General features: G+C 70.4%; 17 protein-coding genes. 11 read left to right on the top strand and 6 right to left on the bottom strand.

Annotated elements, in window-relative coordinates:
* Nucleotides 1-138 precede the first annotated feature (138 nt).
* The 3 genes from ACIBVL_RS00170 (at nucleotide 139) to moaA (ending at nucleotide 3,255) form a co-directional block, all read left to right on the top strand.
* Complete coding sequence (locus ACIBVL_RS00170; RefSeq protein ID WP_399089210.1) at nucleotides 139-495, top strand: DUF485 domain-containing protein; 357 nt, start codon at nucleotides 139-141, stop codon at nucleotides 493-495.
* Nucleotides 492-2,120, top strand: a complete 1,629-nt coding sequence (locus ACIBVL_RS00165) for a cation acetate symporter (protein WP_399089207.1) — start codon at nucleotides 492-494, stop codon at nucleotides 2,118-2,120. The genes ACIBVL_RS00170 and ACIBVL_RS00165 overlap by 4 nt, the downstream gene beginning before the upstream one ends.
* A gap of 145 nt (nucleotides 2,121-2,265) precedes the next feature.
* Nucleotides 2,266-3,255 carry a GTP 3',8-cyclase MoaA gene (gene moaA, locus ACIBVL_RS00160; protein ID WP_399089205.1) on the top strand — a complete coding sequence of 330 codons (990 nt, stop codon included), beginning with the start codon at nucleotides 2,266-2,268 and terminating at the stop codon, nucleotides 3,253-3,255.
* A gap of 12 nt (nucleotides 3,256-3,267) precedes the next feature.
* On the opposite strand, the gene ACIBVL_RS00155 is transcribed toward moaA, so the two are convergent.
* Both ACIBVL_RS00155 and ACIBVL_RS00150 read right to left on the bottom strand, forming a co-directional pair.
* Entirely contained in the window at nucleotides 3,268-3,483 is a 216-nt protein-coding gene (locus tag ACIBVL_RS00155; RefSeq protein ID WP_399089202.1) for a hypothetical protein, read from the bottom strand.
* Nucleotides 3,484-3,670: 187 nt separating this feature from the next.
* Complete coding sequence (locus ACIBVL_RS00150; protein ID WP_399091940.1) at nucleotides 3,671-4,084, bottom strand: DUF3099 domain-containing protein; 414 nt, start codon at nucleotides 4,082-4,084, stop codon at nucleotides 3,671-3,673.
* Nucleotides 4,085-4,285: 201 nt separating this feature from the next.
* Here ACIBVL_RS00150 and ACIBVL_RS00145 point away from each other — a divergent pair, with 201 nt between their 5' ends.
* Nucleotides 4,286-4,567, top strand: a complete 282-nt coding sequence (locus ACIBVL_RS00145) for a GlsB/YeaQ/YmgE family stress response membrane protein (RefSeq protein WP_399089199.1) — start codon at nucleotides 4,286-4,288, stop codon at nucleotides 4,565-4,567.
* Nucleotides 4,568-4,647: 80 nt separating this feature from the next.
* On the opposite strand, the gene tyrS is transcribed toward ACIBVL_RS00145, so the two are convergent.
* The 3 genes from tyrS to ACIBVL_RS00130 are packed head-to-tail and all read right to left on the bottom strand — an operon-like array spanning nucleotide 4,648 to nucleotide 8,872.
* Nucleotides 4,648-5,913: a tyrosine--tRNA ligase gene (gene tyrS / locus ACIBVL_RS00140; RefSeq protein WP_399089196.1), complete on the bottom strand. Its 1,266-nt coding sequence runs from the start codon at nucleotides 5,911-5,913 to the stop codon at nucleotides 4,648-4,650.
* A 44-nt stretch (nucleotides 5,914-5,957) separates the two neighbouring features.
* Complete coding sequence (locus tag ACIBVL_RS00135; RefSeq protein WP_399089193.1) at nucleotides 5,958-7,352, bottom strand: metallopeptidase TldD-related protein; 1,395 nt, start codon at nucleotides 7,350-7,352, stop codon at nucleotides 5,958-5,960.
* The gene (locus ACIBVL_RS00130; protein WP_399089190.1) at nucleotides 7,349-8,872 is read right to left on the bottom strand and encodes a TldD/PmbA family protein; all 1,524 of its coding nucleotides are present in this window, start codon (nucleotides 8,870-8,872) and stop codon (nucleotides 7,349-7,351) included. Before ACIBVL_RS00130 ends, ACIBVL_RS00135 begins: the two co-directional genes overlap by 4 nt.
* A 243-nt stretch (nucleotides 8,873-9,115) precedes the next feature.
* On the opposite strand from ACIBVL_RS00130, the gene fabG reads away from it, so the two are divergent.
* The 3 genes from fabG to ACIBVL_RS00115 all read left to right on the top strand — a co-directional run bounded on the left by fabG (nucleotide 9,116) and on the right by ACIBVL_RS00115 (nucleotide 11,077).
* A complete protein-coding gene (gene fabG, locus ACIBVL_RS00125) occupies nucleotides 9,116-9,820 on the top strand; it encodes a 3-oxoacyl-[acyl-carrier-protein] reductase (RefSeq protein WP_399089187.1) in 705 nt (234 codons plus the stop codon).
* A 5-nt stretch (nucleotides 9,821-9,825) separates the two neighbouring features.
* Nucleotides 9,826-10,593 (top strand): enoyl-ACP reductase FabI, encoded by a 768-nt coding sequence (fabI, locus tag ACIBVL_RS00120; RefSeq protein WP_399089184.1) that lies wholly within the window; start codon nucleotides 9,826-9,828, stop codon nucleotides 10,591-10,593.
* Between the two features lie 160 nt (nucleotides 10,594-10,753).
* Nucleotides 10,754-11,077, top strand: coding sequence for a hypothetical protein (locus ACIBVL_RS00115; RefSeq protein ID WP_399089181.1), 324 nt, complete (start codon nucleotides 10,754-10,756; stop codon nucleotides 11,075-11,077).
* On the opposite strand, the gene ACIBVL_RS00110 is transcribed toward ACIBVL_RS00115, so the two are convergent.
* Nucleotides 11,058-11,747, bottom strand: coding sequence for a FadR/GntR family transcriptional regulator (locus ACIBVL_RS00110; RefSeq protein ID WP_399089178.1), 690 nt, complete (start codon nucleotides 11,745-11,747; stop codon nucleotides 11,058-11,060). The genes ACIBVL_RS00115 and ACIBVL_RS00110 overlap by 20 nt on opposite strands.
* A gap of 70 nt (nucleotides 11,748-11,817) precedes the next feature.
* Here ACIBVL_RS00110 and ACIBVL_RS00105 point away from each other — a divergent pair, with 70 nt between their 5' ends.
* The 4 genes from ACIBVL_RS00105 (at nucleotide 11,818) to ACIBVL_RS00090 (ending at nucleotide 14,375) form a co-directional block, all read left to right on the top strand.
* Nucleotides 11,818-13,260 (top strand): CynX/NimT family MFS transporter, encoded by a 1,443-nt coding sequence (locus tag ACIBVL_RS00105; protein WP_399089175.1) that lies wholly within the window; start codon nucleotides 11,818-11,820, stop codon nucleotides 13,258-13,260.
* 4 nt (nucleotides 13,261-13,264) lie between these two features.
* The gene (locus ACIBVL_RS00100) at nucleotides 13,265-13,381 is read left to right on the top strand and encodes an SGM_5486 family transporter-associated protein (protein ID WP_399089172.1); all 117 of its coding nucleotides are present in this window, start codon (nucleotides 13,265-13,267) and stop codon (nucleotides 13,379-13,381) included.
* Nucleotides 13,382-13,540: 159 nt separating this feature from the next.
* Nucleotides 13,541-13,756 (top strand): hypothetical protein, encoded by a 216-nt coding sequence (locus ACIBVL_RS00095; protein WP_399089169.1) that lies wholly within the window; start codon nucleotides 13,541-13,543, stop codon nucleotides 13,754-13,756.
* Nucleotides 13,757-13,856: 100 nt separating this feature from the next.
* Nucleotides 13,857-14,375 (top strand): SixA phosphatase family protein, encoded by a 519-nt coding sequence (locus ACIBVL_RS00090; RefSeq protein ID WP_399089166.1) that lies wholly within the window; start codon nucleotides 13,857-13,859, stop codon nucleotides 14,373-14,375.
* Nucleotides 14,376-14,440: the final 65 nt, after the last annotated feature.

The following is a 14,440-nucleotide window of genomic DNA, read 5'->3' as shown; positions in this document are numbered from 1 at the left end:
CTCACCGGCCAGCAATGACCTTTCGAAACAACGCGATCGAGTTGAACCGGCCCTAGCGCGCCGCCGTGCCCTTGGTCAGGGAGCGCATGCACGATCGAGCCCCCGCCCGACCCGCCACCCGCAACGCGAGGAGACTCCGTGGCCACCGAGACACCGCCCCCCTCGAAGACCCAAGCCCAACTCCCCTCCACGGAGGAGTTCGTCGCGGTGCAGGAGAGCGCGGAGTTCGGTGAACTGCGCAGCTCCTACCGCGGCTTCGCCTTCCCGCTGACCGTCGCCTTCATCGCCTGGTACCTGCTGTACGTCCTGCTCTCCAACTACGCGGGCGACTTCATGGGCACCAAGCTCTTCGGCAACATCAACGTGGCCTTCGCCCTGGGCCTCGCCCAGTTCCTCACCACGTTCCTCATCGCCTGGTGGTACGCGCGCACGGCCGCCGCCAAGCTCGACCCCAAGGCCGACGCCATCAAGTCCCGGATGGAGGGCGGCGCATGAGCCCCGCACAGCACACCACCCTGCTCGCCGCCGGCGAGGCCAGCGAGCACCGCTCCCTGATCGTCACCCTGTTCGCGGTGTTCGTCGTGGCGACCCTCGTCATCACCGTGTGGGCGGGTCGCCAGACCAAGGACGCCGCCGACTTCTACGCGGGCGGACGCCAGTTCACCGGCTTCCAGAACGGCCTCGCCGTCTCCGGCGACTACATGTCCGCGGCGTCCTTCCTCGGCATCGCGGGCGCCATCGCCCTCTTCGGGTACGACGGCTTCCTGTACTCCATCGGCTTCCTGGTCGCCTGGCTCGTCGCCCTCCTGCTGGTCGCCGAGCCACTGCGCAACTCCGGCCGCTACACGATGGGCGACGTCCTCGCGTACCGCATGCGCCAGCGCCCGGTCCGCACGGCCGCCGGCACCTCCACCATCGTCGTCTCGATCTTCTACCTGCTGGCCCAGATGGCCGGCGCGGGCGTCCTGGTCTCGCTCCTGCTCGGCATCACCAGCGACGGCGGCAAGATCGGCATCGTCGCCCTGGTGGGCGTACTGATGATCGTCTACGTCACCATCGGCGGCATGAAGGGCACCACCTGGGTCCAGATGGTCAAGGCCGTGCTCCTCATCGCGGGTGCCCTGCTGCTGACCTTCCTGGTCCTGCTGAAGTTCGACTTCAACGTCTCCGAACTGCTCGGCTCGGCCGCCGACAACAGCGGCAAGGGCGCGGCCTTCCTGGAGCCCGGCCTGAAGTACGGCGCCACCGGCACCACCAAGCTGGACTTCATCTCGCTCGGCATCGCCCTGGTCCTGGGCACCGCGGGCCTGCCGCACATCCTGATCCGCTTCTACACGGTCCCCACCGCCAAGGCCGCCCGTAAGTCGGTCATCTGGGCCATCGGCCTGATCGGCGCCTTCTACCTGATGACCCTCGCCCTCGGCTTCGGCGCCGCCGCGCTGATCAAGCCGGACGAGATCATCGCCTCCAACAAGGCGGGCAACACGGCGGCCCCCCTGCTCGCCCTCCACCTCGGCGGCGTCGACTCCAACTGGGGCGCGATCCTGCTCGCCACCATCTCCGCGGTCGCCTTCGCCACCATCCTCGCCGTCGTCGCCGGCCTCACCCTGGCCTCGTCCTCCTCCTTCGCGCACGACATCTACGCCAACGTCATCAAGAAGGGGCAGGCCTCCGAGAAGCAGGAGATCAACGCGGCCCGGTACGCCACCGTCGGCATCGGCGCCGTCTCCATCCTGCTGGGCGCCCTCGCCCGCGACCTCAACGTCGCCGGACTGGTCGCCCTCGCCTTCGCGGTCGCCGCCTCCGCCAACCTCCCGACCATCCTCTACAGCCTCTTCTGGAAGCGGTTCACCACCTCCGGAGCCCTCTGGTCGATCTACGGCGGCCTGGTCACCGCGGTCGGCCTGGTGCTGTTCTCCCCGGTCGTCTCCGGCAAGCCCACCTCGATGTTCCCGGACGTCGACTTCCACTGGTTCCCGCTGGAGAACCCCGGCATCATCTCCATCCCGGTCGGCTTCCTGCTGGGCATCGTCGGCACCCTCCTGTCGAAGGAGAAGCCCGACCACGGCAAGTACGCCGAGCTGGAGGTCCGCTCCCTGACGGGCACCGGCGCCCACTGAACCCACCGACCGCGGCCGCGTCGTGGATCTCCACGACGCGGCCGCTTCGCACGTGGGGGGATCGGGCACTGTTGATGTCAGCGGCGTCGCGTAGGCTCACAGGTGACGACAGAAACACGCGATCCGCTACGGGGAGGGGGCCCACGTGCTCATCGACACCTACGGCCGAGTGGCCACCGACCTGAGGGTCTCGCTGACCGACCGGTGCAACCTGCGCTGCACGTACTGCATGCCCGAGGAGGGCCTGCAGTGGCTGGCCAAGCCCGACCTTCTCACGGACGACGAGATCGTCCGCCTCATCGACATAGCGGTCTCCACCCTCGGCATCGAGGAAGTCCGCTTCACCGGCGGCGAGCCGCTGCTGCGCCCCGGCCTGGTCGGCATCGTCGAACGGGTGGCGGCCCTGACCCCGCGCCCCCAGATGTCCCTGACGACGAACGGCATCGGCCTCAAGCGCACCGCGCCCGCCCTCAAGGCGGCGGGCCTGGACCGGGTCAACGTCTCCCTCGACACCCTCCGCCCCGACGTCTTCAAGACCCTCACCCGCCGCGACCGCCACAAGGACGTCCTCGAAGGACTCCAGGCCGCCCGCGACGCCGACCTCACCCCGGTGAAGGTCAACTCCGTCCTCATGCCGGGCCTCAACGAGGACGAGGCCCCGGACCTGCTCGCCTGGGCGGTCGAGCACGACTACGAGCTGCGCTTCATCGAGCAGATGCCCCTGGACGCGCAGCACGGCTGGAAGCGCGAGGGCATGGTCACCGCCGGAGACATCCTCGCCTCGCTCCGCACCCGCTTCGACCTCACCCCCGAGGGCCAGGACGAGCGTGGCTCCGCCCCGGCCGAGCGCTGGCTGGTGGACGGCGGCCCCCACCGCGTCGGCGTCATCGCCTCCGTCACCCGCCCGTTCTGCGCGGCCTGCGACCGCACCCGCCTCACCGCCGACGGCCAGGTCCGCACCTGTCTCTTCGCCCGCGAGGAGACCGACCTGCGCACAGCCCTGCGCTCCGGGGCCCCCGACGAGGAGATAGCCCGCATCTGGCGCCTGGCGATGTGGGGCAAGAAGGCAGGCGCAGGCCTGGACGACCCGGACTTCGTCCAGCCGGACCGCCCCATGTCGGCCATCGGGGGCTGAGGGCCGACCTCCTCAGACGCCCCGTTCCTCCCACTCCTTCAACGGAACGACATCCTTCAGGAACCCCCGGACACCGAGGAACTGCGACAAGTGCTCCCGATGCTCCTCGCACGCGAGCCACGTCTTGCGCCGCTCCGGCGTATGGATCTTCGGGTTGTTCCAGGCGAGCACCCACAAGGCATCGGCACGGCAGCCCTTGGCGGAACAGATGGGGGTCTCGTCAGTCACAGATCCGTCTCACAGATGCGCACAAAAAGGCGACGCCGAGCAGCCACGGGGGGAGCTGCCCGGCGTCGGTCCGTCGCTCCGACGGGGGATGCGGAGCGCGTACGAAGTATGTCACGGCCGACCCGTCGCAGGGCACTGGAACAGCATGATTGATCTGAGCTTTTCCTGAGCTTGGCGCACGGGCGCCTCATGGCCGGCGCTCGGGCTGCTCGGACGCGGAGTCCTTGTGAAGGGATTCCGCGAAGCGCTCCTCTTCCGAAACCGATTCCGCACCCGAACCGTCCGCCGCCGGCGGCGGCGGCGTGATCATGGGCCGCAGGGGCGCGGTCACGAACGTCGACGGCAACCCGGGCGCGTTCTCCCGCCCGGCGTTGGCGATCACCACCGCGATATAGGGCAGGACCGCTCCCAACACCAGTGCCACGATGGCGACATGGCGCTCCACGTTCCAAAGTGTCGCCGCGAGGATCACCGACACCGTACGGATCGTCATCGAGATCACATACCGCCGCTGCCGGCCCCGCACGTCGTCCTGGAGCCCCTGCCGGGCCCCGGTGATCCGGAACACCTGGACGTTCCCGCCGGCACCCTGCTTCCGCATCACATTCCACCGTCCGCCCGCTTCGAACTCTCCCCGGCTCTCCACGTTACGCCGCAGGTGCGACGCCTTCGAGACCGGGTCGACTCCGCCCGCCCGGACGTCCTGCGCGTTACCGCGTACGGCCGTACCCGACATGCGTCGTACAAAGCGGGGAACCAGACTGAGGGCAGTGCTCACGTCGAGCCGTACGAGGAGGCAGCCATGGGCTGGTTGTGGGCGATCATCGTAGGTTTCGTGCTGGGGCTGATCGCCAAGGCGATCATTCCGGGGAAGCAGCACAGCCCCCTCTGGCTGACCACCATCTTCGGCATGCTGGGCGCGATCGTCGGCAACGCCCTCGCCCGCGCCTTCGGCGTCGAGGCCACCTCCGGTGTCGACTGGACCCGCCACCTCTTCCAGCTGATCGCCGCGATCGTCATCGTGGCCCTGGGGGACGGGCTGTACATGGCGACGCTGGGCAAGAGGAAACAGCAGCGGGCCTGAGAGCTCCGGGACGACCACGACGACGGGGGCACCCCTTCCCGGTCCCGGAAGGGGTGCCCCCGTCGTCGTACTCCCGCCGATCAGCCGGTGACCTCGACGGCCGCCAGATTCTTCTTGCCCCGCCGCAGCACCAGCCACCGCCCGTGCAGCAGATCCTCCGTCGCGGGCACCGCGTCCTCGGCCGCGACCTTCGCGTTGTTCACGTAGGCCCCGCCCTCCTTCACGGTCCGTCGCGCAGCCGACTTGCTGGCCACGAGGCCGACCTCGGCGAACAGGTCCACGACCGGACCGAGCTCCAAGACCTGGATGTGCGGCACCTCAGAGAGGGCCGCGGTCAGCGTCCGCTCGTCGAGGTCGGTCAGCTCACCCTGCCCGAACAGCGCCTTCGACGCGGCGATCACGGCGGCCGTCTGGTCGGCGCCGTGCACCAGCGTCGTCAGCTCCTCGGCCAGCGCCCGCTGAGCGGCCCGCGCCTGCGGACGCTCCTCGGTCTGCTTCTCCAGTTCCTCCAGCTCCGCACGGGACTTGAAGGACAGGATCCGCATGTACGTGGAGATGTCCCGGTCGTCCACGTTCAGCCAGAACTGGTAGAACGCGTACGGTGTCGTCATCTCCGGGTCGAGCCAGACGGCGCCGCCCTCGGTCTTGCCGAACTTGGTGCCGTCCGCCTTGGTCATCAGCGGCGTCGCCAGCGCGTGCACGTCGGCGTGCGGCTCCAGCCTGTGGATCAGATCCAGGCCGGCCGTGAGGTTGCCCCACTGGTCGCTGCCGCCCTGCTGGAGCGTGCAGCCGTAGCGCCGGTAGAGCTGGAGGAAGTCCATGCCCTGGAGGATCTGGTAGCTGAACTCGGTGTAGCTGATGCCCTGGTCGGACTCCAGGCGCCGGGCCACGGAGTCCTTCGTCAGCATCTTGTTGACGCGGAAGTGCTTGCCGATGTCCCGAAGGAACTCGATCGCGGACAGGCCGGCCGTCCAGTCGAGGTTGTTGACCATCACCGCCGCGTTCTCGCCCTCGAAGGACAGGAACGGCTCGATCTGGGCGCGCAGCTTGCCGACCCAGCCGGCGACCGTCTCCGGGTCGTTCAGCGTGCGCTCGGCGGTCGGGCGCGGGTCGCCGATCAGACCCGTGGCCCCGCCCACCAGCGCCAGCGGCCGGTGGCCCGCCTGCTGGAGCCGACGGACGGTGAGCACCTGCACCAGGTGCCCCACGTGCAGGGAGGGCGCGGTCGGGTCGAAGCCGCAATAGAACGTGACGGGACCGTCCGCGAGCGCCTTGCGCAAAGCGTCCTCGTCAGTGGACAGGGCGAACAGCCCCCGCCACTTCAGCTCGTCGACGATGTCCGTCACGGTTCTCTTGTCTCCTCGCGTGGGCTCGTGAATCAGGTACGAGGTTATACGCCCTGACTGACAGAGCTCATATTGAAGTCCGGCACCCGCAGCGCGGGCATCGCGGCCCTGGTGAACCAGTCGCTCCACTCCCGGGGCAGTGTCTTTTCCGTGCGCCCCGCCTCCGTCGCCCGGCCCAGCAGGCCCACCGGCGACTCGTTGAACCGGAAGTTGTTCACCTCGCCCACGACCTCGCCGTCCTCGACGAGGTAGACGCCGTCGCGGGTCAGCCCGGTCAGCAGCAGGGTCGCCGGGTCGACCTCGCGGATGTACCACAGACAGGTCAGCAGCAGCCCGCGCGAGGTGTTCGCGACCATCTCCTCCAGGGAGCGGTCGTCACCGCCGTCCAGGATCAGGTTGTCGATCCCCGGCGCGAGCGGCAGCCCGGTCAGGCCCGCGGTGTGGCGGGTGGTGAGCAGATTCCTCAGCTCGCCCTCGCTGATCCACTCGGTCGCGGTGAGCGGCAGCCCGTTGTCGAAGACCGACGAATCGCCGCTGGAGGAGTGGGCGAGTACGAAGGGCGCCGCCTCCAGACCCGGCTCGTTCGGGTCGCTGCGCAGGGTCAGCGGCAGCGCGGACAGCTTCTCGCCGAGCCGGGTGCCGCCGCCCGGCTTGGAGAACACCGTGCGCCCCTCGGCCGCGTCCCGGCCCGACCCCGACCACATCTGGTAGATCAGCAGGTCCGCGACGGCGGTCGGCGGCAGCAGCGTCTCGTACCGACCGGCGGGCAGCTCGATCCGCCGCTCCGCCCAGCCCAGGCGTACGGCGAGCTCGGCGTCGAGCGCCGCCGGGTCGACGTCCTTGAAGTCCCGCGTCGAGTGGCCCGCCCACGCCGAGCGTGTACGGTCCGGGGACTTGGCGTTGAGCTCCAGCGTCCCGTTCGGCTGGTCGTGCCGCAGTCGCAGCCCCGTCGACGTGCCCACGTACGTCGACACGAGCTCGTGGTTGGCGAAGCCGTACAGCTCGCGGCCGCCCTCACGCGCGCGTGCGAAGGCCTCGCCCAGGGCGGGTGCGAAGTCGGCGAACACGGCGGACGAGGTCTCCGCGGGCGCCTCGGTGAACGCGGGCGACTCCGCAACGCCCGTGACCAGCGGCTGCGCGTCCTCGGCGGGGCCCGCGCCCCGGGCGGCGGTCTCGGCGGCCCGCACCAGGGACTCCAGCTCGTCCGCGGTGACGGCGGCCCGGGAGACGACCCCGGAGGCGGTGCCCTCCTTGCCGTCGACCATGGCGATCACGGTGAGGGTACGGGTGCGCGTGACGCCGTTCGTGGTGAGCGCGTTGCCCGCCCAGCGCAGGTTCGCCGTCGACTCCTCGTCGGCGATCACGACACACCCGTCGGCCCGCGACAGCTCGAGGGCGCGCTCGACGACCTCGTACGGCTTGTTGGTGGGGGCGCTCATCGGCCGGCCTCCTGCGTGGTGTTCAGAATGTTGACGCCCTTGAACAGGGCCGACGGGCAGCCGTGCGACACGGCCGCGACCTGCCCCGGCTGGGCCTTGCCGCAGTTGAAGGCACCGCCCAGGACGTACGTCTGCGGGCCGCCCACCGCGGCCATCGAGCCCCAGAACTCGGTGGTCGTCGCCTGGTAGGCCACGTCCCGCAGCTGCCCGGTGATCTGCCCGTTCTCGATCCTGAAGAAGCGCTGGCCGGTGAACTGGAAGTTGTAGCGCTGCATGTCGATGGACCACGACCGGTCCCCGACGACGTAGATGCCCCGGTCGACGCTGCCGATCAGACCCTCGGTCGACATCCCGGCCGGATCCGGCTGCAGCGACACGTTCGCCATGCGCTGCACGGGCACATGCCCGGGGGAGTCGGCGAAGGCGCACCCGTTGGAGCGCCCGAGCCCGGTGAGCTTCGCGATCCGCCGGTCCAGCTGGTAGCCGACGAGCGTGCCGTCCTTCACCAGGTCCCAGGACTGGCCCGCCACCCCCTCGTCGTCGTACCCGACCGTCGCCAGGCCGTGCTCGGCGGTGCGGTCACCGGTGACGTTCATCAGGTCGGAGCCGTAACGCAGCTTGCCGAGCTGGTCGAAGGTGGCGAAGGAGGTGCCGGCGTAGGCGGCCTCGTAGCCGAGCGCCCGGTCCAGCTCGGTGGCGTGGCCGATGGACTCGTGGATGGTCAGCCACAGGTTGGACGGGTCGACGACCAGGTCGTACAGACCCGGGTCCACGCTGGGCGCCCGCATCTTCTCGGCGAGCAGCTCCGGGATCCGCTCCAGCTCCTCGTCCCAGTCCCAGCCGGTCCCCGTCAGGTACTCCCAGCCCCGCCCGACGGGCGGGGCGATCGTCCGCATCGAGTCGAACTCGCCACTGGACTCGTCGACCGACACCGCCGTCAGCGACGGATGCAGCCGCACCCGCTGCTGGGTGGTCACGGTCCCCGCCGTATCGGCGTAGAACTTGTTCTCGTGGACGGTGAGCAGCGAGGCGTCGACATGGTTGACCCCGTCGGCCGCCAGCAGCCGCGCGCTCCACTCCGCGAGGAGCCCCGCCTTCTGCTCGTCGGGCACCGTGAACGGGTCGATCTCGTACGACGACACCCAGGTCTTCTCGGCGTGCACCGGCTCGTCGGCCAGCTCGACCCGCTCGTCGGACCCGGCGGCCTTGATCACCTGCGCGGACAGCTTGGCCATCGCCACGGCCTGCGAGGCCACTCTGGCGGCCGCGTCCATCGTCAGATCCACGCCGGACGCGAACCCCCACGTACCGCCGTGCACCACCCGCACCGCGTATCCCAGGTCGGTCGTGTCCGACGACCCGGCGGGCTTGGCGTCCCGCAGCCGCCAGGACGCACTGCGCACGCGCTCGAACCGGAAGTCCGCATGCTGCGCTCCGAGTGCACGTGCGCGGGCGAGCGCGGCGTCGGCGAGGGCGCGTAGAGGTAGGGCCGTGAAACTCTCGTCGATGGTATGAGGCACCTACGTATCTCCCTGAAATCGTCGCCTGTGTGACCCCGATCATGTCGCGCCCGGCGGCCCGCGGACCACACTTTTCCGACTGGTGTCCGCAAACTTTCTGTAGGGATTCCACAGTCAGTCCCGTGACCCACTGTCGGTGCCCGAATGTCCCCGCGCGGGCGTGGACCGATAGGTTTCGAGTGAAGCAGCCTGCCGCCCAGGTCTCGGGCAGGTGTGTCAGACCCCTATGGAAAGGGTGATCCGTTGAGCCGCTCGGTTCTCGTCACCGGAGGAAACCGGGGCATCGGCCTCGCCATCGCCCGCGCGTTCGCCGACGCCGGCGACAAGGTCGCGATCACATACCGCTCGGGGGAGCCGCCGGCCGGCTTCCTGGCCGTCAAGTGCGATATCACCGACTCCGAGCAGGTGGAGCAGGCCTACAAGGAGATCGAGGAGGCGCACGGCCCCGTCGAGGTCCTGATCGCCAACGCCGGCATCACCAAGGACCAGCTCCTGATGCGCATGTCCGAGGAGGACTTCACCTCGGTCGTCGACACCAACCTCACCGGCACCTTCCGGGTCGTCAAGCGCGCCAACCGCGGCATGCTGCGCGCCAAGAAGGGCCGCGTCGTCCTGATCTCGTCGGTCGTGGGGCTCTACGGCGGCCCCGGCCAGGCCAACTACGCCGCCTCCAAGGCCGGCCTGGTCGGCTTCGCGCGCTCCCTCGCCCGTGAGCTGGGCTCGCGCAACATCACCTTCAACGTCGTCGCACCCGGCTTCGTGGACACCGACATGACCAAGGTGCTCACCGACGAGCAGCGCGAGAACATCGTGAAGCAGGTCCCGCTGGGCCGGTACGCGCAGCCGGAGGAGATCGCCGCGACGGTGCGGTTCCTCGCCTCGGACGACGCCTCGTACATCACTGGAGCCGTCATCCCCGTTGACGGCGGACTGGGAATGGGTCACTGATCACCATGAGCGGAATTCTCGAGGGCAAGCGCGTCCTGATCACCGGTGTGCTGATGGAGTCCTCCATCGCCTTCCACACCGCCAAGCTGGCCCAGGAGCAGGGCGCCGAGATCATCCTGACCGCGTTCCCGCGGCCCACGCTGACCGAGCGCATCGCCAAGAAGCTGCCCAAGCCCACCAAGGTCATCGAGCTCGACGTCACCAACGACGAGCACCTGGGCCGCCTGGCCGACATCGTCGGCGAGGAGCTGGGCGGCCTCGACGGAGTCGTCCACTCCATCGGCTTCGCGCCGCAGGACGCCCTCGGCGGCAACTTCCTGAACACGCCCTTCGAGTCGGTCGCCACGGCCATGCACGTCTCGGCGTACTCGCTGAAGTCGCTCACCATGGCCTGCCTGCCGCTGATGCAGAACGGCGGCTCGGTCGTCGGCCTCACCTTCGACGCCCAGTTCGCCTGGCCGCAGTACGACTGGATGGGCCCGGCCAAGGCCGCCCTGGAGGCCACCAGCCGCTACATGGCGCGTGACCTGGGCAAGCAGAACATCCGCTGCAACCTCATCTCGGCGGGCCCGATCGGCTCCATGGCCGCCAAGTCCATCCCGGGCTTCGGCGAGCTGGCCTCCGTGTGGGACACCCGCTCCCCGCTGGAGTGGGACCTCAAGGACCCCGAGCCGGCCGGCCGGGGTGTCGTCGCCCTGCTGAGCGACTGGTTCCCGAAGACCACGGGCGAGATCATCCACGTGGACGGCGGTCTGCACGCCATCGGCGCCTGATCTGTCGCGTTTCCGATGCCCCGGCCCCCGCACCGCGCGGGGGCCGGGGCATCACCCGTTCGGCCTACCTGACCGGGCGGCGGACGGCTCCCACCAGGCACTCTGAAGAGCGCGTTCACTGACGCGCTGCCCTCCCCAGCCCTGCCGAGGAGGTTCCCTTGTGCGCCTGTTCCGTAGCCTCGCCCCAGTGACCGCCGCCGTCGCCCTCGTCCTCGCCGTGCCGACCGGGGCACTGGCCGACGAGCACCCGGATCCGTTCGGCGCCGAGTGCCGCATCGACGTCCGCGGCTCGCACGTCGTCGCCCACTGCCACAATCCCTACGCCGACACCGACCGCGTCAGCCTGCACATCGAGTGCGACCGCTGGTGGGACCTGGACATCGACGGTGCCCCCGCCGACGCCGGACCGGCCATGACCGTACGGCTGACCGGCCGCTGCTGGAAGGAGGTCCGCTCGGCCTGGGTCAGCCACCAGAGGGCGTGACGCGCCCCGGGCGGCACACCAGCGGATAGCCGGCCGCCTCCGCCGCGGCCGTCTCCGCGTCGCCCGCGCGGATCGCGTCCACCAGCCGCCTGTGGTCCATGTACGTCTCCGGCGTGAGCTCGTCGCCGACGTCCTCGCGCAGCCAGTCCCGCAGCACCTCGCCCAGGTCCGCGTACACGGCGGTCATGACGTCGTTGCGGGAGGCGGCCACCACCGCCAGATGGAAGGTCGCGTCGGCCGTCACGAAGGCCTCCGTCTCGCCCGACTCCCAGGCCTCGTCGCGCCGCAGCAGCAGCGCGTCCAGCTGCTTGAGGTCCTTCTCCGTGCGCCGCTCGGCGGCCAGCCGCGCCGCTCCCGACTCCAGGTTGGAGCGCAGCTCGGCGATGTGCCGGGGGTCGGCGTCGGCGAACCGCCGGTGCATCACACCCGCCAGCTCGCTGGTCGCCACGACGTACGTCCCCGAACCCTGCCGGATGGCCAGCAGGCCGTTGTGCGCCAGCGCCCGGACGGCCTCCCGGACCGTGTTGCGGGCGACGCCCAACTGCTCGACCAGCTCGGGCTCCGTGGGAATGCGCGTGCCCACCGGCCACTCGCCCGAGGTGATCTGGCTGCGCAGCTCGGCGATGACCTGCTCGGAGAGCGCCGAGCGTCGGGGATGACTCAGGGGCATGGCACACCTTCGCACGAGCGGGGCGGGGGATGGGCACCCGGGGGTGGACAAGTAATCATCCCATGATTCTATGATGGGTGGCATGGCGCGTGAGGAAACCATGACGACGATGTCCACGGCCCTTCGCGGCTCGGCGTCGAAGGAGGCCACGGGGGCCGAAGACGCCCCGCGAGCGGCCACGCGCGCGTGGCGGATCCGGCTGCTCGTCGCCGGCATCGTGCTGGCCGCCCTCAACCTCCGCCCGGCCATCACCAGCCTCGGCGCACTCCTCGAAGAGGTCCGCGACGGCCTCGGCATGAGCGGCGGCACGGCCGGCCTCCTCACCGCCGTCCCCCCGCTCTGCTTCGCCGTCTTCGGCGTCACGGCCCCGCGCCTGGCCCGCCGCTTCGGCGCCGGCGCCGTGGTGTGCGCGGGCATGGCGGCCATCACGGCGGGCCTGCTGATACGGCCGTACATCGGCGGTCCCGCCGGTTTCCTGGCCGCCAGCGCCCTCGCCCTGATGGGTATCGCCGTCGGCAACGTCCTGATGCCGGTCATCGTCAAGCGGCACTTCCCCGACCGGGTCGGTTCCATGACCGGGCTGTACTCGATGGCCCTCGCCCTCGGCACCTCGGCCGCAGCCGCGGTCACCGTGCCCATGACCGAGGCGCTGGGTGGCTGGCAGTCCGGTCTCGCGTTGTGGGCGGGCCCGGCGGCGGCGGCCGTACTGGCGTGGCTTCCCTTCGTACGGGAGCGGCGGGAGACGGTGGGCCACGCCGAGGCGTCGGTACGGCCCCGGGAGGCGGGAGACGAGGCGGAGAGGTCCCTACGGCTCCCCGAGAGCGGGTCCGCCCCGCGCGCGGTACCGGGCCCGCGTACACACGCGCCCGGGGAACCGCCGGCCGGCCCGCGCGTCACCCGTAGCCGCACCGCCTGGGCACTCGCCGCGTTCTTCGGCCTCCAGGCCACCGCCGCCTACATCACCATGGGCTGGATGGCGCAGATCTTCCGGGACGCGGGCGTGCCGGCGGGCGAGGCCGGTCTGCTGCTCGCCGTCACCATGGCGATGGGCGTGCCCCTGGCCTTCGTCATCCCGCGCGTCGCCACCCGGCTGCCGCATCAGGGTCCCATCGTGGTCGCGCTCGGCGTGTGCGGCCTCGCGGGATACGCCGGCCTGTACCTCGCGCCCGCCGAAGGCGCCTGGGCCTGGGCCCTGCTGCTCGGCGTCGCCAACTGTGCCTTCCCACTGGCCCTCACGATGATCGGGATGCGCGCGAGGACCGGCGCCGGCGTGGCCCGGCTGTCCGCCTTCGCCCAGAGCACCGGCTATCTCCTGTCGATCCCGGGCCCGCTCCTGGTGGGCGTGCTCTACCAGCACAGCGGCGGCTGGGGCCTGCCTCTCGCGCTCATGGCGGCGCTGATGGTCCCGCAGATGGCGGTGGGTGTCCTGGCCGGCCGCCCCCGCACGGTGGAGGACGAGACCGCCGCCCGCCGACCCCGGCGGACGTGGGCCCGGTGCCGGGTGCGAGACTGAGCGCATGCCCGTGCTCGACCCGAACCCCCAGAACGGCCAGAAGAAGATGCTGATCGTCTTCGGCTCGTTCCTCGCCATCTTCGTGATCATCGCCATCATCGCGACGATCGCCTCCCCATGACCGCCGAAGGTGGGGTTAACCCCCCTGTCCCCTAGGGGGTGAGGGTCAGGGTCAAGTGGGTGGATCACCGGATGGGCCGGCCGCCGCCGATTCCGTAGCTTCGAGATGTGGCCGCGCGACGCGGACCACGGAGCCCCTCGAAGACGACCGGAGGCACCCATGTCGGCCCCCACGCTCACCAGGCCCCGCCCGACCGCCGCCCGGACCCGCGTCGACACCCGGCTGCCCTGGTGGGCCCTGGCCCTGCCGACGCTCGCCTTCATCACCCTGCTCGTCCTGATACTGAACCCGGCCGACGCCCACGCGACCACCGGCGAGCCGGCGATCACCCACCTCGTCGAGCGCGTGCAGCAACTGCTCGCGCGCCAGCCGTGAAGGGCACGCCCCGGACGCACACCACACACCGGGGGCGGGCGGAGAAGCCCCATGTCAACTCCCTGCGCCCCATGGCCTGTTTCATGCGAAGCTGGGACGCATGAGCGTCGCAGAACCCCGCAGGATCGTCCTCTTCCGGCATGCGAAGGCCGACTGGCCACAGGTGAACGACCATGACCGACCGCTCGCCGAGCGGGGCCGAAAGGACGCCGCAGTCGCCGGACGCAAGCTGGCCGACACCGGCATCTCCTTCGACCTGGCTCTGTGCTCCAGTGCGGTCCGCACCAGGGAGACGTGGAAGCTCGCCGTCCACGAGTTCCCGCACCGGCCGAAAACGGTCTACGAGGAGCGGATCTACGAGGCCTCCCCGGGCGAGCTGATCGCCCTGCTCAACGAGACTCCGGACGACGTGCGCAACGTCGTCGTGATCGGCCACAATCCGGGCGTGCACGCCCTCACCGACATCCTGGCCGGCTCGGCCGAGAGTGACGCGCGGGAGCGGATGATGCGTCGCGGCTTCCCGGCCGCCGCCTTCGCGGTCCTCACCCACGACGGCCCCTGGAAGTCCCTGGAGCCCGCCGTGGCCACGCTGACCGACTACTGGGAGCCCTCCGAGTAACCGTCCGCCACGCACGAGGGCCCGGCACCGCATCGGGACGCTGTCCCGCATCGGCACCGGGCCCT

Source organism: Streptomyces sp. NPDC049687 (assembly GCF_044465285.1).
GTDB lineage: Bacteria > Actinomycetota > Actinomycetes > Streptomycetales > Streptomycetaceae > Streptomyces.
Note: the sequence above shows the minus strand (reverse complement) of the source record. Positions and strands in the feature narration are given on the sequence as shown.

Excerpts from the sequence above, each read along its gene's own strand:
- fabI (WP_399089184.1), top strand. The coding sequence starts at position 9,826 with ATGAGCGGAATTCTCGAGGGCAAGCGCGTCCTGATCACCGGTGTGCTG.
- ACIBVL_RS00165 (WP_399089207.1), top strand. The coding sequence starts at position 492 with ATGAGCCCCGCACAGCACACCACCCTGCTCGCCGCCGGCGAGGCCAGC.
- ACIBVL_RS00105 (WP_399089175.1), top strand. The coding sequence starts at position 11,818 with ATGATGGGTGGCATGGCGCGTGAGGAAACCATGACGACGATGTCCACG.
- ACIBVL_RS00150 (WP_399091940.1), bottom strand. The coding sequence starts at position 4,084 with ATGCGGAAGCAGGGTGCCGGCGGGAACGTCCAGGTGTTCCGGATCACC.
- ACIBVL_RS00090 (WP_399089166.1), top strand. The coding sequence starts at position 13,857 with ATGAGCGTCGCAGAACCCCGCAGGATCGTCCTCTTCCGGCATGCGAAG.
- ACIBVL_RS00110 (WP_399089178.1), bottom strand. The coding sequence starts at position 11,747 with ATGCCCCTGAGTCATCCCCGACGCTCGGCGCTCTCCGAGCAGGTCATC.
- ACIBVL_RS00145 (WP_399089199.1), top strand. The coding sequence starts at position 4,286 with ATGGGCTGGTTGTGGGCGATCATCGTAGGTTTCGTGCTGGGGCTGATC.
- ACIBVL_RS00135 (WP_399089193.1), bottom strand. The coding sequence starts at position 7,352 with ATGAGCGCCCCCACCAACAAGCCGTACGAGGTCGTCGAGCGCGCCCTC.
- ACIBVL_RS00095 (WP_399089169.1), top strand. The coding sequence starts at position 13,541 with ATGTCGGCCCCCACGCTCACCAGGCCCCGCCCGACCGCCGCCCGGACC.
- ACIBVL_RS00100 (WP_399089172.1), top strand. The coding sequence starts at position 13,265 with ATGCCCGTGCTCGACCCGAACCCCCAGAACGGCCAGAAGAAGATGCTG.